Source organism: Sporosarcina ureae, from assembly GCF_002082015.1.
In the GTDB taxonomy this organism is placed as follows: domain Bacteria; phylum Bacillota; class Bacilli; order Bacillales_A; family Planococcaceae; genus Sporosarcina; species Sporosarcina ureae_A.
The window spans coordinates 297,234-318,302 of record NZ_CP015109.1 but is presented as its reverse complement, the minus strand read 5'-3'; the positions used below and the strand labels follow the sequence as shown (position 1 = coordinate 318,302).

At 38.5% G+C, this 21,069-nt stretch carries 20 protein-coding genes; 15 read left to right on the top strand and 5 right to left on the bottom strand.

Annotated elements, in window-relative coordinates; translation table 11 throughout:
• Nucleotides 1-21: 21 nt before the first annotated feature.
• Both dcm and SporoP17a_RS01560 read right to left on the bottom strand, forming a co-directional pair.
• Nucleotides 22-1,311, bottom strand: a complete 1,290-nt coding sequence (gene dcm / locus SporoP17a_RS01565; RefSeq protein ID WP_208859806.1) for a DNA (cytosine-5-)-methyltransferase — start codon at nt 1,309-1,311, stop codon at nt 22-24.
• 455 nt (nt 1,312-1,766) lie between these two features.
• Nucleotides 1,767-2,597, bottom strand: coding sequence for an HNH endonuclease (locus tag SporoP17a_RS01560; protein ID WP_083031465.1), 831 nt, complete (start codon nt 2,595-2,597; stop codon nt 1,767-1,769).
• A 372-nt stretch (nt 2,598-2,969) separates the two neighbouring features.
• Between SporoP17a_RS01560 and SporoP17a_RS01555 the strand changes: the two genes are divergently transcribed.
• The 7 genes from SporoP17a_RS01555 to SporoP17a_RS01525 all read left to right on the top strand — a co-directional run bounded on the left by SporoP17a_RS01555 (nt 2,970) and on the right by SporoP17a_RS01525 (nt 11,442).
• A complete protein-coding gene (locus SporoP17a_RS01555) occupies nt 2,970-3,941 on the top strand; it encodes a 2-hydroxyacid dehydrogenase (RefSeq protein ID WP_083031463.1) in 972 nt (323 codons plus the stop codon).
• A 215-nt stretch (nt 3,942-4,156) separates the two neighbouring features.
• Nucleotides 4,157-4,582, top strand: a complete 426-nt coding sequence (locus tag SporoP17a_RS01550) for a hypothetical protein (protein WP_083031460.1) — start codon at nt 4,157-4,159, stop codon at nt 4,580-4,582.
• Nucleotides 4,583-4,817: 235 nt separating this feature from the next.
• Complete coding sequence (locus tag SporoP17a_RS01545) at nt 4,818-5,834, top strand: potassium channel family protein (protein ID WP_083031457.1); 1,017 nt, start codon at nt 4,818-4,820, stop codon at nt 5,832-5,834.
• 256 nt (nt 5,835-6,090) lie between these two features.
• Complete coding sequence (locus tag SporoP17a_RS01540; protein WP_083031454.1) at nt 6,091-7,440, top strand: S-layer homology domain-containing protein; 1,350 nt, start codon at nt 6,091-6,093, stop codon at nt 7,438-7,440.
• Between the two features lie 252 nt (nt 7,441-7,692).
• On the top strand, nt 7,693-9,120 hold the full coding sequence (locus tag SporoP17a_RS01535) for an S-layer homology domain-containing protein (RefSeq protein WP_156890504.1): 1,428 nt from the start codon (nt 7,693-7,695) through the stop codon (nt 9,118-9,120).
• 49 nt (nt 9,121-9,169) lie between these two features.
• On the top strand, nt 9,170-9,802 hold the full coding sequence (locus tag SporoP17a_RS01530; protein ID WP_083031449.1) for an S-layer homology domain-containing protein: 633 nt from the start codon (nt 9,170-9,172) through the stop codon (nt 9,800-9,802).
• 386 nt (nt 9,803-10,188) lie between these two features.
• Nucleotides 10,189-11,442 (top strand): S-layer homology domain-containing protein, encoded by a 1,254-nt coding sequence (locus tag SporoP17a_RS01525; RefSeq protein WP_083031446.1) that lies wholly within the window; start codon nt 10,189-10,191, stop codon nt 11,440-11,442.
• A 233-nt stretch (nt 11,443-11,675) separates the two neighbouring features.
• Here SporoP17a_RS01525 and SporoP17a_RS01520 read toward each other — a convergent pair whose 3' ends face one another.
• Entirely contained in the window at nt 11,676-13,043 is a 1,368-nt protein-coding gene (locus SporoP17a_RS01520) for a DHA2 family efflux MFS transporter permease subunit (RefSeq protein WP_083035829.1), read from the bottom strand.
• A 419-nt stretch (nt 13,044-13,462) separates the two neighbouring features.
• Here SporoP17a_RS01520 and SporoP17a_RS01515 point away from each other — a divergent pair, with 419 nt between their 5' ends.
• The 8 genes from SporoP17a_RS01515 to SporoP17a_RS01475 all read left to right on the top strand — a co-directional run bounded on the left by SporoP17a_RS01515 (nt 13,463) and on the right by SporoP17a_RS01475 (nt 19,808).
• Nucleotides 13,463-14,077, top strand: coding sequence for a sterol desaturase family protein (locus tag SporoP17a_RS01515; protein WP_083031443.1), 615 nt, complete (start codon nt 13,463-13,465; stop codon nt 14,075-14,077).
• Nucleotides 14,078-14,101: 24 nt separating this feature from the next.
• Entirely contained in the window at nt 14,102-14,818 is a 717-nt protein-coding gene (locus tag SporoP17a_RS01510) for a GntR family transcriptional regulator (protein WP_083031440.1), read from the top strand.
• 167 nt (nt 14,819-14,985) lie between these two features.
• A complete protein-coding gene (locus SporoP17a_RS01505) occupies nt 14,986-15,366 on the top strand; it encodes a GntR family transcriptional regulator (RefSeq protein ID WP_083031437.1) in 381 nt (126 codons plus the stop codon).
• Nucleotides 15,359-16,231, top strand: a complete 873-nt coding sequence (locus SporoP17a_RS01500) for an ATP-binding cassette domain-containing protein (protein ID WP_083031434.1) — start codon at nt 15,359-15,361, stop codon at nt 16,229-16,231. The genes SporoP17a_RS01505 and SporoP17a_RS01500 overlap by 8 nt, the downstream gene beginning before the upstream one ends.
• 1 nt (nt 16,232) lies before the next feature.
• Nucleotides 16,233-16,937 (top strand): hypothetical protein, encoded by a 705-nt coding sequence (locus SporoP17a_RS01495; RefSeq protein ID WP_083031431.1) that lies wholly within the window; start codon nt 16,233-16,235, stop codon nt 16,935-16,937.
• A 153-nt stretch (nt 16,938-17,090) separates the two neighbouring features.
• Nucleotides 17,091-17,453, top strand: a complete 363-nt coding sequence (locus tag SporoP17a_RS01490; protein WP_083031428.1) for a hypothetical protein — start codon at nt 17,091-17,093, stop codon at nt 17,451-17,453.
• A 1,334-nt stretch (nt 17,454-18,787) separates the two neighbouring features.
• The gene (locus tag SporoP17a_RS01480; protein WP_083031422.1) at nt 18,788-19,015 is read left to right on the top strand and encodes a hypothetical protein; all 228 of its coding nucleotides are present in this window, start codon (nt 18,788-18,790) and stop codon (nt 19,013-19,015) included.
• A 334-nt stretch (nt 19,016-19,349) separates the two neighbouring features.
• On the top strand, nt 19,350-19,808 hold the full coding sequence (locus tag SporoP17a_RS01475; protein WP_083031419.1) for an OsmC family protein: 459 nt from the start codon (nt 19,350-19,352) through the stop codon (nt 19,806-19,808).
• A gap of 89 nt (nt 19,809-19,897) precedes the next feature.
• Here SporoP17a_RS01475 and SporoP17a_RS01470 read toward each other — a convergent pair whose 3' ends face one another.
• Together SporoP17a_RS01470 and SporoP17a_RS01465 are read right to left on the bottom strand one after the other, a co-directional pair.
• On the bottom strand, nt 19,898-20,773 hold the full coding sequence (locus tag SporoP17a_RS01470; RefSeq protein ID WP_237262360.1) for a thermonuclease family protein: 876 nt from the start codon (nt 20,771-20,773) through the stop codon (nt 19,898-19,900).
• The gene (locus SporoP17a_RS01465) at nt 20,733-20,948 is read right to left on the bottom strand and encodes a hypothetical protein (RefSeq protein ID WP_083031416.1); all 216 of its coding nucleotides are present in this window, start codon (nt 20,946-20,948) and stop codon (nt 20,733-20,735) included. The genes SporoP17a_RS01470 and SporoP17a_RS01465 overlap by 41 nt, the downstream gene beginning before the upstream one ends.
• Nucleotides 20,949-21,069: the final 121 nt, after the last annotated feature.

The window sequence follows — 21,069 nt, the reverse complement described above, 5'->3', positions numbered from 1 at the left end:
ATTAGATGAGGGTTTTATTCATTACATTTCTAGTAACTCTAATTGCTTTAAAGGAGGAGTATCTTCATTATAGGCAATTAACATTTTTTCTATAATTAAAGAAATAACAGGTACCGTTACAGAATTACCAAATTGTTTTTTTGCTTGACTTGGTGAATTATCAAATTTGAAACTATCAGGAAACCCTTGTAGACGTGCACATTCTCTAACCGAAAGATGTCGACCTAAATCCCATAACTTTGGCGCTCTTGCTGCGATAATCGATGGGCTAAAGCTATCTAAATGACAATAATAAGCCTCTTGTATTTGAGTCTTTGCATAATCACCAACATGAAAACGTAAGGTTTGATCAGGCTTTAAATAAGAATACACACCATATTTGCCCTTTTTGGTATTCGGATCATATTTAGAATTATCATGTTGTACTCTAAATTGATTTTCTGATTCAATAGGGCAGACATTAAAATGATGATTAATACGCTGTTGTTCAAAATCACTTAAAATTAAAGAAGAATTCTCATTGTCATCCGGATTAATAATTTCTTTTAAAGTAACCGAATTATTATTAGGTGTTGGGAATTCAAATGCCACATCTTTTTTAAACCCTACACAATACCATCTTTCCCTGGATTGAGGGACACCGAAATCTAAACTATTTAAAATAGTCCAATGAACATGGTACCCTAGGTTATTAAGATGTTCTAATATCGTTTTTAATGTCTTACCTTTATCGTGAGAACGTAACCCTTTAACGTTTTCTAGTAAAAACATCTTCGGTTGTTTTTCTTTTATAATTCTAATAATATCAAAAAACAAAGTACCTCTTATTTCGTCTTCAAAACCTTGTAATTGTCCCGCATAACTAAATGGCTGACAGGGGAAACCAGCAAAAAGTACATCAAAATTAGGAATATCTTTTTCATCGATTTTAGTAATATCACCTTCAGGTAATTCATTGAAATTAGATTTATATACCTCGCAAGCAAATTTGTCTATTTCAGACGAGAAGACACATTCCATACCATTTTCTTCACCTGCTAATCTAAAGCCACCAATACCTGCAAACAAATCTATAAACTTTAATGTATTATTATTCATTCTTTTTTCCCTCTCTGGTACAAATTCTATAATCTCTTCAATGCTGCACTCTAAATGTTTACAGATTCTTTCTAACACTTCCATACTTACATTTTCATTTTTACTAAGCCTTGCTAGTGAAGCAGAAGTAATTTTACATTGATCCCTAAATGTAGTTTTATTCATCCCCTTTTGAGCAATCAATTTCCATAAACCATTGTAGGAAAAAGCCATAACCATCCCTCTTTTCGGTGACCGTTTTATTCTACTTATATAGAATTTATATACTCCGAATAATACCATATGAAATAGTGAAGGTAAAGATTAGTTGAACTAAAGATTTATTCACTTCTTAGTAATCAATACGAAAGAAACATATGTTCTTATTGTCATATTAATTATATATCAAATAAAATATTAAAGCAAAAGTAATTAGAAATTAAAAACACCTGGTTATAAACAAACACTAATGTTTGTTTATAACCAGGTGTTTTTTTAATATGAATTAATATATTTCGAAATTCTTTATCGAAACTTTTTTAAATTTATTAATGAGTTCCTTGCTTAGCTGAATAGATTTGTTTGTTGCAAATTGAACTTTCCGATGTTTAAAACTATATGTAATACTTCAAACAACTTTTTCACTTCTTCTAGTAGCTAATTTATTAAATTGGCTTACAGTAAATGACTCATATGACTCCATAATACCTTAGTAACTGCCTAAATTCAACCTCAATACCACGTCTTTGTAAACGATCTTCCCGTCTTTCATACAGCGTTCCGACTAATTCTCTCTTCTCCCGATCAATCGCGTGGTGGATTTTCCGGTGACAATTTGGACAGAGACAGACAATATTGTCCGCAAAGTCCAAAGTATATTGAAACTGACTCTGAGCTGCCATAGGAACAAGATGATGTGCTTCAACGTAGAATTCTTTATTAACTTGGCTAATAAATGTTTGATGGTTGGTGTCGGCTTCGCATTTCCAGTCACTACGTTTTTTCGCTTCCAAGCTTTCTGCGATGCTTCTCGGATAATTAGAGAAGTTTCTGTACTCTACTTGATTTTCTCTTAGCACAGGGTGTTCAGAGATGGAATAACCATCATCGGTATGTATAGAGTTTTCAACAGTATAAATATCTCCTATGTCATCGAGTGAGACCGTATAATGATTGGTAAATGACAAATAACATTTGAAAGCAGCGTTCGGGAAATTACTTTCCGCAGTGTTGTATTGTTTGAATTGATCATCAGTGACTACAACTTCAAGTTTTCTTAGTGTATCGAACGATAGGAGGCTATGAATGGCTGTAGGAAAATTGTCTTCAAAAAGAATGATTAGACGCACTAGGTAATTTACATAAGAAGTTGCTTTTCCACTAGTGGATTTATTCATTCTATCGGAAAGTAAAGATAAATATTCTGCATATTCGTGAAAAAGCATGAGAGATTCTCGATGTTTTTCACGAGTTTGAATGAATATTGGATTATTCGCAGGGATTTTCCTAAATGTTAGCATGACTGTGTTCCTCCTATTTTACTTTATAATCATAAAATTTTCATTTGTAATATTTAGTATAATATAACATTGCAATTAGATATTGTAAAATAGTGTCTTTAGTGAAGTCTATCAAATGAAAAGGAGTTTATTTGAAAAGATTTTTGTTATAGATTTTAGTTACTAAATCCCTATGAAATTACAAATTCCATTAACAGCTTCGATTATAATTTAGAATAGTGTCGGGTTCTGATATCCTTTTAAAATACTCATGTTTGTCTCAAGTGCAAGATTTTAATCAAAAGAAATTTCATCAAAAAATCAGAGAGCAGTCGATATGTCAGCTCTCATTCATATATACTGGCAGGAAGTAGCAGTGAAGGAGGAATATACATGAAAAAGAAAATACTCGCCTATCGACGGCTAGAGCAACCGGTTTATGATCGACTAGCGAAGGACTATGACGTTCGATTGTTCGTAGATCCGGAAAACGACTCTGATTTTCCTGAATTCTTGCGTGAAGCGGAAGGCGTGATCGGAATTGGCTTCCCCGGGAATGCAGTGATTCTCGATAAGGCGCCGAATCTGAAAATCATCAGCAACGTTTCTGTCGGTTACAACAATCTCGAACTGGCTGATCTGACAAAACATGGTGTTATGGGCACCCATACGCCTGGCGTGCTCGACGATACTGTGGCTGATATGGCGATGGGGCTGATGCTTGCGACGGCGCGGAGGATGCCAGAGCTTGATGGTTATGTTAAACGAGGCTTGTGGAAAGGGCTTCTGCCGAATGAATGGTACGGTGTGGACGTACATCACAAAACTCTCGGTATCATCGGTATGGGGCGTGTTGGCAGTGCAATCGCCAAACGCGCGCGGTTCGGCTTCGATATGGACATCCTGTATCATACGAGAACAAGAAAGCCGGAAGCGGAGGAACGGTTTGATGCATCTTACCGGGACCTTGACGATTTGCTGAAAGAATCTGATTATGTCCTTCTCGTGATCCCGTTAACTGAAGAAACACGGGGCATGATCGGCAGCGAGCAGTTCCGTCTTATGAAGTCGTCCGCTATCTTCCTCAATATCTCACGTGGCGGCACCATCATAGAAGAAGATCTAATCGACGCACTACAGCAAAATGAAATCGCTGCGGCAGGCCTTGATGTGTTCGCGCAGGAACCTGTCGACCCAAAGAATCCATTGTTGCAAATGAAGAACGTCGTCACTTTACCTCATATCGGCTCCTCGACCCATGAAACAGAAGTCGCGATGGCGCATCTTGCTGCTGATAATCTTATAGCAGGAATTGAAGGCAAGAGGCCAGCCAACTTGTTGAATCTCAATGTTCTCGGACGATAGAATAGAAAAAAGCATCTGGGCAGGAAACATCAAAGTAGGACCCACTCTTTTACTCATGGAATCCAAGCAGCCGATTCGAACTCGATTTAAGGTGCCAGGTCCCGACACTATTCAATATAGTGTTGGGACCTGGCACCGTTTCATTTCACGCAGCTATTATTAAAGGGAGACAGACGCCGTCAGGATATACCGGTGACCGCGTACAGGTGACGCCGTTGAAAGAAGGAAGAGGAACGTTACAGCTGGGCGGTAATTATGGTATGGGAGATCAAAATATCAAACGCTACTATCATAAATACTATGTGGATGTGAAGAAGGTCGACGGTAAATTGAAGGTACAGTTGCAATACGCGAGCGATGTTTTGAAGACACGGGCGCGACTAAAACTGGCAGCGGGTAAAGAGGTTGAAAATATTCATTTCGCTCGTACGGATGGGGAAGTCTTATCGGGCAACATGCCGTTTGAAGGGTATGCCGATTCGCCCGACGTGTTCATTCGTGTCAATAAGCCGGGTAACTTCATCGCGACAGTCCGCTTTACTGACGGAAAAGAAGCGCGCTACGCAGTGGAAGTACAGGTTCCAGATAGACATATGTTGTACTATAAAGTGAAAACGTCAAAGATGGTAGACATCAACTGAACTTGATTTTTGAATAGGAGTGATAAAACATAGTAAGAGTAGAAACTGAAAAAAAATTTAAACTACCTGCAGCAAACGTGAGTAATAGTTTGCTGCAGGTAGTTTTCATGCTTACAAGAAACACGGGTCAACCCACATACCCCAATGTACTGAAAGCATCTTTTTGTACGAATTCATGAATGATTTGGTAAACTGGAAGAAATATACGTGAATGTTGTAGTGAAAGGAGACTGCCATGAAAGGAAGATCGATAGCTAAAATAAGCGTACGATATCGAAGAATTGTGATCATGGGAGTATTGATCGTTCTGTTGGTCTTGATCGGTGTTGTCGGATTTATGCATTTCGAGAATCTCGGTTTATTTGATGCACTTTGGTTGATGATTGTTTCAATTTTGACAATCGGATATGGAGATATTTACCCACGGACGGAAAGTGGCAGGCTGTTTACGTTATTCGTCGTGCCAGCGGGAATTACCGTGTTCAGCTATGGTTTCGGAACAGCGGCTTCGTATTTCCTTGAGAAGCATTTTCCGGAGAAAGTGAGGGAGAAGCGGATGGAGAAAGAGGTAAAGAAATTGAACGATCATATTATCATCTGCGGATCGGGCAATTTTGCGAAACAAGTGTATGATGAAATCCGCGCGTCGCAACCGGACGCTGCGATCATATTCATCAGCGAAGATCACCAGTTTATGGAAGATTATTTAGAAACGGATACACTGCGGATCGTGGACAATCCGACTGAACAAAGAGTGCTGGAACGCGCCGGCGCACTGCATGCCCGCGCGTTATTTGCTGCTATGCAGGATGATGCGGATAATGTATTCATTACTTTGACAGTTAAAAACTTGAATGAAGACATCGACGTGGCAGCCCGCGCCAATCAAGAAGGTTCTGAAACAATATTGGAAAAAGCCGGTGCGAAGCATGTTGTCAATCCGTACGCAATCGGTGGCAGGGAGCTTGCAATGTCCATTCTCGAACCATACGACATGTCGCGCATTCGGCAACTTCGTAGTCCAGGTCAGGCTGAGTTCAGTATAAGTGAAGTGAAAATCGTTGCCGAATCACATTTTGTGGGGCATTCATTGCATGAACTCGATATCCAAGAGAGATTCGGTGTTTTACCAGTCGGGATTTTGCGCAATGGCGAACTGATCGGGGAACCTTCGTCGGGACCATTGCATGAGGAGGACGTATTGCTGTTGCTTGGCACGCCAGAACAGATTGACGCATTCGAGCGGGAATAGTAAAAATGTGTGGTATAGAAGGCAATCAGTAATGCGGAGATACTTGGCGAGACTTGTATTTGATACTTTTTACATATAAACGTGTGCAATAAATACTGACGAAAAAATACGTGGAACTATGATGTAAGATGCCAGGTCCAAAACTATCGTGTGAGGAGTTGGTATTTTTTTGAAACTTTTTTTAAGTATCTTCGTCTGTAGGGTGCGCAGTTGAGAAGAGTACACAGTGCGTACTACGAATATAGGAGAGAAACAGATGAAGAAAAAACTCACAGTCTCGTTCATCGCATTACTATTTATGGTTGCAACCATGCCGTTTCAAGCGCAAGCGGCCGAGTTTACGGACATGAATGGACATTGGGCGAAAAAGGAAATCCAGTATTTATACGACCGCAATATTATTGGTGGCTATCCAGACGGCACATTCAAACCGAATGAACCCATCACACGAGCGCAGGCATCCGCCATGCTCATTAAGGCTCTAAAGATTCCGCTCATAGAAAATCCTAAAGTGGTATTTAAAGACGTTTCAAAGAAGTCGTCATATTATAAAATTTTGGCGACGGTGAATGAAAAAGGAATTCTTCGCGGTGATCATGGTGTAATGCGACCGAGTGAAAATACATCACGGGCACAAATGGCAGCCATCTTGCGCCGTTCATTCAATATACCGTTTGATAGTCAACCGACATTTGTCGATGTAGTTCCAGCGCACTGGGCGTATGCTGACATTAACGGCATTGCTAAACAACGCATTGCTGGCGGATCGGAAGGCAAGTACATGCCATCCCAATCGGTGACGCGCGCGCAATTCTCAGCTTTTCTGACAAGAGCGCTTGATGATTCAATGAAAATCGGTCGATACCATTCATATGTCAGTCAGAAAGGAAAAACGGTCGAGCAGAATGGTTTTTCATACAGTATGAATAATGGATTGGTAAAAAAAGAATTGAAAACAGGTAAAAGTGAAAAAATCTTGAATCAACAAGATTTCGAAGCGGCCGACGGAGTCTGGGTTAGTTATATGGAAAACTGGTTTGATGTAATTGTCTATAATGATGAAGTATTCATTCCCTATTTACGTGCAATTGGCCAAGCTTCAGAATTACCGATGGAATATGGCGTCATTCGGACAAAAACGGAACGATTTACAGGACCCAAAGATTCTATGATCATGTCATCGTTTTCTGGTGAGACGATGCGAAACGTATTTATTTGGAATGACCGCATCTATTATACAAATGAAGCAACGAAAAGAGACTATTACCGCACGCCTAACATACCGAAAGACAGTAAACTAACACTCTACTCTGTCGCTATGGATGGATCAGATAGAAAAAAAGTACGTGATTTTGACGCTAGAATCCTATTTTATGAAGATCCATCAGAACCATCATTTATCCCGAATGAAAACCAAAACAATGCATCCGTGCTGTTCAATCACTCCATGATGTATTTCTTCAATAAAACAGGTATTTATCAGTATAGTTTGCTTGATCAGAAGACTAGTAAACTGTCGAGTATTCAAGGGAAGCACATGTCGGTCACTGACACACAGCTGATCGTAACTGGCCAAGATAGGAAGAAATATGTATTTAAGAAGTAATTAAGTAAGTATTTACGCTAGGAAAGACCGCTAGTGGATACAAATTAGCGGTCTTTTCATCTCCTCTTACGTACCGGGATGCCACTATACTTGCAAAATAATTTGAAACTATTTCCTGATTTTTCCGTCTGTACGTTGTTATATGAATAAACAATAGAAAGGAAGAAACTATTCATAATACTGGGTGCATGTTTGCTTGTACTTAGCCTCCCATTATCAAGCTCAGCTGCAAGTAATCAACGATTTTCTGACGTGCCTTCTACGAAACATTTTGCAGAAGCGGTAAATGAGTTGGCAGAACGCAATATTATTGGAGGTTATCCGGACGGCACGTTTAAACTGAGTAAATCAATTACACGTGGACAAGCCGCTGCAATTATTGCGAAGTTGAGCAGAATGGACATAAAGAATGTCAAAGATCCAGGCTTCTCAGACGTCTCGACAGCAAACGGCTATCACGGAGCAATTGCCGCGCTTGCAGAAGCAAATATTATTGGCGGCTATCAAGACGGACGTTATGGACCAAATGATCCCGTGAAGCGAGGGCAATTGGCTTCCATCCTCGTCAAAGCGTTCGACTTGCCGCGCTATAGTGTATATGATGTGAAAAATCCGTTCAAGGATGTTCTTGTCACAGGTTCGCACAGTCCGAATATCCTGACCCTTTATAAATTAGGCATCACGACAGGAACATCGCCTGATACATTCAGCGTGAACGCGCCTGTAACTAGAGGGCAGGCAGCTAAATTGATGAAAGCAACCGAAGAGAACAAACCCACAACGATGATCACGTTAGAAGCAGAAACTTTCGGGTTTGATGATTTTTATGGTGCGAGTTCTATAACAAATAGCGACAAGGAGCTGTATACGTTACTGCCTGTATACGGAAAACCAGGTTATACAAAAGAGAGGGCTCAGCTCCTCCCATTGAAAGAAGGAAAAGGGAGGATCAGCGTTGGCGGCTCTATTTCAGGAAAGCGAATAACTAAAAAGTTTTATATTCTTATCAAAAATGTGAATGGTGAATTAAAGCTAACCCTTGAAGCGACGGACGATTATGTACCGACAGATGCGTTACTCGAAGTATCGCCGGAAGAAAAGGTCAAAAACATCAGCCTTTCTACACTAGGAGGGAACTTGGTGTCTGACAATGTCCCATTCGAAAATTGCACTAACTATGACTATTTTACATGCATTAAGATTGAAAAACCTGGAAAGTATATTGCGACAGCACGATTTGCTACAGGTGAAGATGTTCGCTATGCGATTGAAGCTATAGTGCCAAAAGAAGGAGTTCATCATGATAGAGGATTCCATTACGATATAAAAACATTAAAAGAACGGTTAACGTATGTATTTGATGTAGAAGAATTATTCATTCATGATTATTATTATGATAAGGAAGCATTGAAAAAGATAGGAAAGCATACAATTCTAACACTAAATGCGAATGACATCGCAAGCATTACAAGAGATCCCGGAACGAATGTGTTCCGTGTTACCGCCAAGGCAGTAGGGGTTGTGGAGATGGAATTTGAGAACTCGGTAGATGGAGCGCATTTTGTGCCGGGCGAAGGTTTAGCGAATACCACTACGGGTATGAAGATAGAAATTCAAGAAATGAACGGTTTAATCAATATCACGCCTTCCACTATTTATGAGTTGCATAAAGATTTCTAATTATAGTGCATGAGTAGGTAGCAGACACGAATGACGTGTCTGCTTTTTTGTGGAAATAATAGTAAATCAAATTGAAACTATATCCAAAATTCAACGTCTATACGTTACTTCAATTCTTGTAAAAGCATTTGATTTACCACGCTACAATTTTCAGAGCATGAAAAATCCGTTCAAAGATATTCATGTTTCACAATCGCACAGTGAAAATATCTTGATCCTTTATAAATTAGGAATTACTACAGGGACTACACCTAACACATTCGGCATAAATACAGATGTGACAAGAGGACAGGCCGCTAAATTAATGGAAGTCACAGAAGAAATGAAGCCGTCAATGGTCACATTAGAGGCTAAAGATGTTGGATTGGATGAAATTGAAGGTGTTATATGGAAGACAGATACAGATTTATATGAATCAGTTATGGTCTATGGAAAGCCAGGCTATACTAAAACAAAAATTCAACTTATTCCACTAAATGAGGGAAAAGGCACACTTAATGTGTCGGGCAGTATGTTAAATGGAGCTTCGATATATATAAAATACCACGTTCAAGTGGAAGAAGTGTTGGGCGTCTTGAAACTGCCTGGTTTCGCGAAAAGCATAAGCATAGACGTTCAAGAAATGTACGGCATCATCAACATCTCTACATTAACAATTTTTGAAGGTCAATGGGGTCCGTAAACACAAAAAAGCAAGCGTGGAATAGACGCTTGCTTTTTTGTGTGATAGTTTTAGTGAAAAGTGTTTGATTGAGAATCTTTCATGGTTGTTTATATAGTAATGTTTGTATTTTATACCTGCACTATTTTAATATACCATTCATCAATCCGTCATCACTGAGTACGATATACAGCAGGGCATTGTGTTTGTTACCTGTATAGGGACTCTTCAATATATTAATGCTGTATATTCCGAATAAATAATTACTATTTAACAAAAATCTACCAACTAGTATTATTAGACTAGCAAAGTAAGCCTATTCATGTAAAATAAATAGTAATGTTTCACTCATGAATATTTCTTTCGGAGTGAAACAAATACTATAATGGCAAACTAGGAGTGAAGTCATGAAAAAACTTATGCAAACGTTGTTGTGGACCGCCATGCTGTTCGTTTTATCCATTGTTTTCGTAAACTCTGGACAGGCATCCGCAAAGGAATTCAAGGACGTACCGAAGAAACATCCGAACTATGCAGCGATCCAAGAGATGGAGAAGAAAGGACTTATTAGCGGGTATCCAGATGGTACATTCCGACCGAATGATCCAATTAGTCGCAAGCATGTTGCGACATTACTTGATCAGGCACTGAAGCTACCAAAAGCAGGAAAGAAGTTGATCTACAAAGATGTACCACTCAGTCATCCATATTATCAGCCCATCATGAATTTGACGCAAGCAGGGATCGTAAGCGGAGGGGCGAATCAAAAATTCAATCCTGACGCACCGATCACACGAATTCAGATGGCGAAAATATTGGACTTAGCATTCGGTTTTCGACTGACTGATCGACCAGGCGGCTTCCATGACCTTTATTTGGATCATTGGGGTTTTGTTCATGCGCATGTGTTGCTTGAGAATGGTATAGCAAAAGGCGATGACGGTATTTTTATGCCCAATAAACGAGTTACACGCGCGCATTATGCGGAGTTTTTGAGCCGTTCATTGAAAGTAGGCGTTACGCCTGTGGAAACAGAAAAAGTGAGCAAGGCGCAAGTACTGAATCTTCTGTACCGTACACCAGCTGAAGTAGAAGGTGTGATGATCAGAGGGTTCCTAGCGAATAAGAAGTTCAGTGAAATTCGTTCGCAATTACTGCCATATGCCACTGCTAGATTTGCAGATATTCAGATGAAGCGCGATTATCCGTATGTGTGTTTCGCGTGCGATACATCGTTCTTCCCGTATTATGTATCGGAATTGTCGGTTCGTCTCCAGTATTCGCAACCGAGCAAAGATAAACTGGTCGTCAACACAATTTTACTAGATTCACCGGGACCAGTTTCGGGTGGAGCTTTCGTTGACTATATATTTAAAAAAGAAAGTGGCAAATGGAAGATACATGATTTGAAATATACGGGAATCGGCAAGCGTAATTTTGAGCTGACAAAGGACGAAGTGAAGCAGATTTTGCGTTATGACTATTCGTATCAAGACCCTGCTTACATTACGATTCATTTCGTCTCCGAGTCAACAGCCACTGGCACAGATCAGAAAAGCGGAGAAAAATATACGTATAAAAAATACAAATTCACGGTTCAGACAGATCAAGGTCTTGATACGGTCGTAGTGAATTCAGACAGCGGTTATTACGAATATTGAGGTTGCTCTGAATCTGGAATCGTTAATTTAAACACGTGTCACTATACAAGAAAACCCTTCTACGATGGAGTCATCGCAGAAGGGTTTTTGTTAATGGATATAATTTATCGTTGCTTCGTAAACAGCTAGACTTGATACTTTAAGTAAACTTTCTGCATAGCGAAAGTGAGTGTGAGGGTAATGAAATCAGTTATCGCTATTTCATGAATCCCTTGCTGACTGAAGTACCTCGGTTACACACGAACACGTTTCACAAACAGAGACGCAATAAATCCTGTAACAGCAAACGCTGCGATAAAGTAAAATGCATATTTCGTACCCGCTGCAATCACATCAACAGACGAAGCACTAGGAGAAGCTTCTAGAAATAAGTTTTCTCCATGTATCATGAATGTAATCGCCAAAGCTGTTCCCGTAGCACCAGCGATTTGTTGGAGAGTATTCGTGACAGCCGAACCATCTGCATAGAGTTCGCGCGGTAATTCATTTAATCCGTTCGTTTGAGCAGGCATGATAATCATGGCAATCCCTACGAAGAATATTAAGAAAGCGATGACTACTTGCCAAATAGGCGTTTCAGCGGAAATAATGATAATGAACAATACACTCGAAATCGAAGTTAATAGGAAGCCGATCGGTAATATTGTTTTGACGCCGAATCTGTCTGACAGCATACCTATGACTGGAGACAACAATGCGTTCAACGCGCTGCCTGGTAATAAAACAAGTCCCGCTACTGCTGCGCTGACGAGCAAAGACGTTCTCATATACAAGGGCAGCAAAATGGCAGTAGATAAGATTAAAAACATGCCAATGAACAATAGTACGATCCCTAACGTGAACATCGGATATTTAAACACACGTAAATTGATCATCGGCTGCTTCATCTTGAACTGTCTTACCGCAAATAAAAGTAGAGAAACGAAACCGACTAATAATGGAAGGTATACGTATGCAGACGTTAAAGAATTTTCTGCCATAGTACTTAAACTATAAATAACCCCACCAAACCCGACCGTTGATAATATAATCGAAACGATATCGATCGCTGGTTTCGTGATTTGTGAGACATTGTCAATTTTTTTGAGACCAAATACGATTAATCCTATATAAAATAAAAGGCTGACCCAGAAAATGTATGACCAACCGAGTGTGTCGACGATTAATCCCGAGAGTGCAGGTCCAATCGCGGGAGCTGTCGTGATCACAAGCCCCATGACGCCCATAACGGCACCGCGTTTATAGATCGGGAATATCAATAAAATGACGTTCATCATTAATGGTAATAATATTCCTGTTCCAATCGCTTGCACGACACGACCTATAAATAACACGGCAAAACTCGGAGCGAGCCCAGCTAAAAATGAACCGGCTATTGAAAAGGCTAAAGACGCAACGAGCAATTGTTTCGTTGTAAACCAACGGATTAAAAGAGACGACACAGGAACGAGAATACCTAACGTTAATAAATACCCCGTAGTCAACCACTGTGCAGTTGCTGAGTTAATCGAGAAGTCGGCCATAATATTGGTAAGAGCCATATTTAAAGCCGTCTCACCGAATAACCCAATAAAAGCTCCGAACATTAGAGTGAAAGCCATCGCTTTTGGATAACGTACTTGAACAATTTGTAATGAAGACACAATTTACTTCCTTTCTAAAAACAGACTGATGCAAAGTATATATGAATGAAACGTATTTTGACGCAGCAAAGGATACCCACCCTGGCAACGACCAGAAGCAGATATCCTTAGCTGAAATAAGTTCGTTGCTATATGTAACTTGCCGCTTGAGTAGTATAACATGTATCAATTAATGGAGGAATAAAATAGCACTGCATAAGAAACGTTAGATTTGCTTCTTTATGTAGTACTTTTCCATTTCCAAAAAATAAATTAACTATTAATTCTGAACAATATATTATTTTGGTAATTCCAATTTTATTTATGGTCTTACCAAATGAAATTGGTTAGCTAATATGCTTTATAGATTGATTGACAATAAGATAGGAGGACGGTTGATGAATACAAAATATGTAAAAGAGTTCTTTATGTTTTCGGACATTATGATGATGCTTGTGCTATTGATTCCGCTGATTAGTTATACTCTTTTACACGCATTCTCTCTTAGTGTATGGGTTTCATTTATTGTTGGGATGGCTACTTATGCAATGAGCGAATATATGATTCATAGATTTTTATTCCATATGAAAACGCCAACCCATCCATTTTTATTGAAAACGATTAAGCGTTTACATTTTGATCATCATGTAGATCCAACAAATTTAAAACTGTTGTTTCTGCCAATTTGGTTTAGCTTACCTGGATTTTCCATATTTACGATTGCTTTTTATTTCATTACAAGTAACTTTACATTCACAGTGGCGTATCTAGCAGGCATCATCGTCTATTTCATGTATTATGAATGGAAACATTATATTGCGCACCGCCCCGTTCAACCGCGTACCGAAATAGGAAAACGTATAAAGAAAGCACATCTTTGGCATCATTTTAAAAATGAAAACTACTGGTTTGGGGTTACACATACAGCTATCGACAAAACGTTTGGAACGTATAAAGATCAAAAAGCAGTCGATAAAAGCGATACTGCTAGAAATTTAGAAAATCGTACGTAAGTAGTGAATAAAGGAGATCTAGCCATGAATCGAACAACAACTGTTGAAAAAGAACTGATTAAAGCAATTCTTCAAGGAGAATATGTGGCGGGCAGTCAAATCGAAACGGAAAGAGAACTAGCAGCGATGTATGAACTAGGACGGCCCGCTATTCGAGAAATCTTGCAGCGTCTGAGTCACGGAGGCTGGCTGACATTACGAAAAGGACAACGCGCTGTTGTCAATGAATATTGGAACAGAGGCAATATTACAACCATCGTAGATATTATCGAGTACTTTGATCAAGTACCTGATGCATTCGTTCTCTATTTTTTGGAATTGCGTATTGCGTTAACGCCTCAATATGTACAAAAAGCGGTACTGTACAATTATCCTAAAGTAGTAGGATTACTCGCTGAAATAGATGAGTTGTCAGACACGGCGGAAGCTTTTGCATCGTATGATTGGAAACTTCAAAAGGAGTTAGCTAGATTATCCGAGAATCCGCTTTTCTCGCTCGTGTTAAACAGCTTTGAGCCGGCCTACGTGAAAATGGCAGTGAAATACTTTGAAAGCTCATTTCGCCGTGAAGCTTCATTACATTATTATAATAAGTTACTGTCTTTTGCATTATCAGCTGATGATCAACAAGCAGGAACACTTTCCCGGGCAATGATGGAAAAAAGCTATGAACTATGGAAAAACCAATTGTCACCAGACGAAAGAATCGGAGTGAAGTTTAAGCTGGATAGTATACACTAAACACTTTCTATTTCCATCATAATAAACTTATACTATTCAAAAACGATCATGTTCCAAGTGATCGTTTTTTTAGTTGACTAATAATTTAATTGGTTATATGGTTATATACATAACCATATAACCATATAGCTAAGTACAGCATATCATGAAAAGAGGTGACATACGGAATGAGTAAATCTTTGGATGATAAAAAGCCTATTTACCTTCAAATAAAAGAAATGATTGAAGATCAAATTATTAATAATCAACTACAAGAACATGATCAAATTCCATCAACAAACCAACTCGTGCAGTTTTATAAAATCAATCACATCACGGTTTCAAAGGGAATTAACCTCCTTGTTGAAGAAGAGATTATTTATAAAAAAAGGGGTGTGGGAATGTTTGTGAAAGAAGGCGCAAAAGAAAAATTGGTACTCAAACGAAGAGAAGGATTCGCTGAGGAATTTGTTTTGCCCATGTTAAAAGAAGCGAAAAAACTCAAGTTAGTAGATCACGATATCGTGAAAATAATGGAAAAGTTGAAAGGGAGTGTAGAGGATGACTAGAAAAGTAGAGGCAAGTAACATAAGTGTTTCGTATAACGAATTTGAAGCGTTATTAGATATTAACTTCACGTTGGAGAACGGAAAGATTTATGGAATGATCGGGCGCAATGGTGCTGGAAAAACGAGTTTACTATCTGTAATAGCCGCTTATCGGAAGGCAACGAGTGGAGAAATGAAAATAGATGGAGAGAACATATTTGAAAACGAGAATGCAATGTCTCAAGTAATGTTTGTTCATCAAACAGATTACAAAGATCATCATGACACAATCAGTAAATATTTTGATCTAGCCGAGCGCTACCGTCCTACATTTGATCGAAAGTATGCGGAACAATTGGTTCAGCTATTTCACCTCCCAACCAACAAACCATTACGAAAGTTATCGGCAGGTATGCAATCTGCTTTTAATGTAACAATTGGGCTAGCGAGTAAAACGCCCATCACGATTTTTGATGAAGCCTATCAAGGAATGGATGCCCCAACACGTGAAATTTTTTACAATGAAGTTTTAGAAGAGCAAGCACGCAATCCCCGAATTTTCATTTTATCTACCCATTTAATCTCAGAAATGGAATACCTATTTGACGAAGTGCTTATTATTCATCAAGGTACATTAATACTTCAAGAGGAAGTGGACACTCTTTTAGAAAGAGGATATTCTGTTACAGGTCCAACTAGTGATGTAGTAGAAGTGGTCGCCGGACTTCATGTGTTAAATGAAGAACAGCTAGGCGGTACGAAATCGATGATGTTGTACGGAGAATTAACGAAAGAAAAAGAAGACGAAATAAAACGAAAAGAACTAGAAATAGGAAATGTTTCACTTCATGAATTATTTATTCATTTAACAAAGGAGGGAGAGTAAAATGAACGCGATGGGAAAGAAAATAGGTGCTGACCTGTACTTAGTCCAAATGAAATGGGTAGCGTGGTATTTGCCCATTGTGTATGTTGCGTACTTTGCAATTGTTTGGTTCCTCGATGAACCAGATATCAGGTCCATTTCGTTACTAACATTTACATTTCAAACAACTACAATATTTATGCTCGTGTGTGGGATCATTTCAAGCTCCGTATTCCTCACAACGTATGTGAAATATGGCGTTACTAGAAAGTCGTATTTTCAAGGAGCGTTGCTTTCAGCGATAGGCTTAGCAATTACTGTCATAGGTCTAACAACGATTCTAACGTGGATAGTACATGTATTGAACATCAACGTATTCAAAGAAGTTGTGTTATCCTCACTTGGAGTAAACAGTTGGTTACTGACTAGTGTCTCTTATTTCTTCGTAGTCATGATCTATTTTCTAGTTGGATGGCTAATTGGATTAGGGTTTTATCGTTATGGAGGGCTTGGAGGATTTGTAACCATTATAGTTGCAGTCGTAGTAGTATCTTTATATGATTTGCTATGGTCGTTCGACACACCTAAACCATTGATGGGATTATTCAACTTTGATATTCCGGTACCTAATGTTGTAGTGGCGATCATCGCATCATTCGTTATAGCCACGATTACGGCTATAGTAGTTTATAAAATTGTGAAAGAAACACCGATTAAAATAGCGTAACTTTCATTTTACCAAGTGCAAAGGATAGGGAGTTCACAGCCTAAATAGTAGCAATAGCGGAAAAGGGCTGGCACGCCTGCAACTCGAATGAAGAGTGTCAGTATAAAAACTACTAACCTTTAAATATTTTGAAATGAAAGATGAGGTTCTAATATGAAAACGGTTAGCCAAGAAGTCCAAGAACTGTCCATTAACTCTTTAGAGTCCACTTTGACTAAGCTTTCGAATGCTTATACAAGTATGACAGAAAAAGGTTCTAATACAGCATTAGTGAAAAAACGACGTGACGCTATACAAGTCGGGTTGGAGAGCCTACATGACGTTTGGCGCGATATAGACTTTTTCCATAACAAAGAAGAGATCTTACAATCCAAGAAAGTTTTGCAAAGTATCGTTCCGTCTATCGAAAAACAATTAGCCAAAGCAAAGGATGGTAGTCCTCAGAAAACGGTGAATGAGCGTCGCTTGATTGCGCTAAAATTGGCGATCGAATCATTGGAGAATCGACTCGTATAAAAGAGTAGCTTTTGTTGTCGTCGAAAACGCATTACGCTAGAATCGGTTCAGATTGTATACGAAGGAAAAGTGAAAAATAGCTGCAAAATAAGTGGGAAATCTATTACAATTAATAAATAAGCAAAGTTAAAACCGCGTGAAAACGAAGTTCATCGTAACTTAGACACACGCGGTTTTTTCATATTATCAAGTTTTGTCTTAGCCTATATACATATGAACTATATTTCCATAAGATAGGTGATCTTAGCTATAAAGAAAGACAACATCCTACAGGAAAGGTAGTGTTAAAAATGCAATGAGACGACTATTTACGTTTCATTATTGTGAAGCAAACAATTTTTTATCGCAAAATGGAAACGTTTAAGATATATAATTCGGGGTCCTAGTTTAGTTGAGTGTAGCAGGTATAGTAAGAGTTTCACATAAGACAATAAAAATAATAATATTATGTAAACTAAATAATACGATATGAATACTAATTATCTGTGACTAGTAACTAATCTGCTGCAATTAGTTTCATTTACTACTATATCAGTTCTACTGTTTGAAAAATAGAAGCGAGGGATGTTGTGATAAGCAATAATCGTTCTGAGCCATCCAGATGAATTCATTGCACCTGAAGTGATGGCTTACACTATGATGAAAATTACCGACATGGAACAACTACATGACAGTAGAATTTCCATAGTTAATGTAGCTGAAAAAGTATTACAAGAAAATAATTTGTTTTATATAATAGATTGATGAAATAGGTTTTTGGACAAATAGGTACAGTCATAGAATATACGCTACGCCAGAAGCATCCAGAAAAAATGGTAAGTAACAGTAAGTGCGATTTTATGCCACATAGACGCTTAGCAAAAGGAGGTTGCTTTACTTGAAAAGACCTTTTAGTACATGGTCATTTGTTTTGTAGTTACTGGACTGCTAGCATTCGTGATCAATTGGTTAACAACTGAAATAATTGAACCAGTTGTTCTGATCGGATTCATCTTTTTAGTATGTGGAATTATTTTTAGTTTTATTGCGTTTTCCAAAGAGGAAAAGGGAGCAATGAAAATCATATCATGCGCGTCTTTTTTCATTATTTTACTTTGCCTTGTATGGATTGAACCATTTTTATTTATTTATATATTAACTTGGTTAAAAAACATCTTATAATCAACCACAATACGTATGTATGGAAGGGTTTACAAACAGTTGAACTATGGATGTTAGGATTGCAAACCCGAAGTGGTGCTGTTCAACATGCAGTATGATCACCAGCACTTCGAAAACGTACAGAAAAGCAATTTGTACAAAATAATTGGGTAACTGGACAATCGAGTCCGTGGGTGTCAACTATTCATATTGTGCATGTTTGTAAAATCAGTAAAACTGCGCAACAATTCACGCTTGTATATGATGTAATCACTTCTTATGCAAAGTTGGGCAAAGGGTATAAAGTGGTGACTGTAGAAAAGAACCCCGAACTTGGACGTGATAATTGGTTCATCACGAAAATTAGCACGACATCTCTTCCGTATGAAGCAATTACCCCAGCTGAAATAATCAGTAAATGAAATGATACAGCGGCTAGTAAATATACTTTGTAACTTTCGGTGAAATATGGGAAAAATTCTAGGCATATAAACAAGTCAAAGTCGAAATCTTTCCCAGAATACTATATAAGCACTTTTTAAGGTAACATCTAGCTATTGCAGTGGTTAGATGTTTTTTTCATCAATTGAATCAAAGTGTATAATGGGCTGATCTACTGGGCTCGTAGTATATTTATCGCTCACGTTAAAGATTTCTGTGAATTCTAACGATAATCTTTCTTTTTCTATTCCATTCAACATTTCAATATGCTACAATACATATTATAATAGTATGGATTAAAAGGGGATGGGGTATATGTCAACAACAAACAATACATTAGTAAAGATTGCTGCTACAGCGAAGTGGGAGGAAGGGGTTCGTTCTACACATACAATCCGCGACTTTGAAAGATTTCCGATGGATGAACCTGTTCATTTAGGTGGAACGGATACCGGTGCAAATCCACTCGAGTATATTGCGGCTGCGCTGAATGGCTGTAAGGCAGTGATGATTCCATTAATTGCGAACGAACAAGGTTTTACTTTTACAGCAATTGATTTTGATACGACAGGTATCGTGGATGCCAAGGGTTTAATGGGGGAAGAAGGCGTGAAAACGCATTTTCAGAAAGTGCGTTTTGTTTGTGAAATCACTACGAATGAATCAGATGATGCGATTGCGCAATTAAAAGCAGAAGTGGAAAGAAGATGCCCCGTATATAATCTTTTTGCTGATGCAGGAATTCCTGTTGAGTCGAAATGGATAAAAAAATAATGACGACATAATTAAAACCGCGTGAAACCAAGTGACAAAACTTGGTTTCACGCGGTTTTTATTCGGCTTCTATTTAAATAGCTATACTTTTATCGTTCGCAAGCAAATCCATCTTGATCGCGATCCATTTTAGGTTGATAAGCCGGATGGCTGCTTGGCACACCGTGAGGATAAGTCTTCCTCAGTTCGCTACAGTTTTGAAACCATTCCGACTTTTGTGTAGCATGTGAGGGCTTAGCTACAGGCGCTGAAGCAGGTGTCGCTTTTTGAGGTGCTGATTTTTCAGGTTTCTCTTTCACTGCTTGCGCGTTAAAGCCAGAGTCTGTAGCATAATCTTCAACTGACCAAATACCCAACTTTTTTTCTTTAGCTATTGCTTGCGTCTTTTCATATGGATCTACGTATCGAGTATTTGGAGGGTAAACATATGCTACACGAGCTAACCCTTCACTCAATAATATTTTTTGAAGGTTTTTTCCATCGACATAAATATACGCAAGTAAACGATTGTATTTATCGAAACGTTCCCCGACGTCAAATTCGATTTCCAGTGTACCGCTCTCTATGAGCTCTTTATTTCTAGCTTTTGCTTCATCTCCAAACGGTTGCTTACCCAGTCGGGGATGATTGGTTTCAGGGGTGTCGATCAACAAGTATCGAACATTTTGTTCCTTACCATTATATATAATTTTAATTGTATCGCCATCTATAACTTTTACTAATTTTACAGGGATTCTTGCGGTGGTACCGCTTGTCTCTGTGGCATCATTTAGTTTTTCAGAAGTAACTTTTGAAGAATCATTTTTTGAAGGCACTATGACTGGGACTGATTGTTCTTCAGCTTTAGTAGAACTAACCTCTTTTGGTTTTTCTACATCATCCACAGACTCTTTTTCAGGTGCTTTCTTCGGTGTTTCAGAAGGTTTATCGATAGGCGCCTGTTCCACCGAATATAGCTTCTTCAATCTCTGGCTCTATCTCTACTGGCGTAATTACTACAGCCATCAGGAACACTGCAATGCCTACTAAAGTGAGGATACCAAATTTCTTCTTCGGCTTTTTAAAAATCGCTTTAACAAGTAAGCCGACAATACCAATCAAAATAAATAGAAAACCAAACAACGCAAAAAACACAAACATACAATCACTCTCAATTCGCCCTACATACTGATCACTTGCTTCTATTAGTGAGATTATCATAGTTTTCAAGAAAGATATACGCAACTAATTACGTAGTGCGATTAGATTATGGTCGGTGATG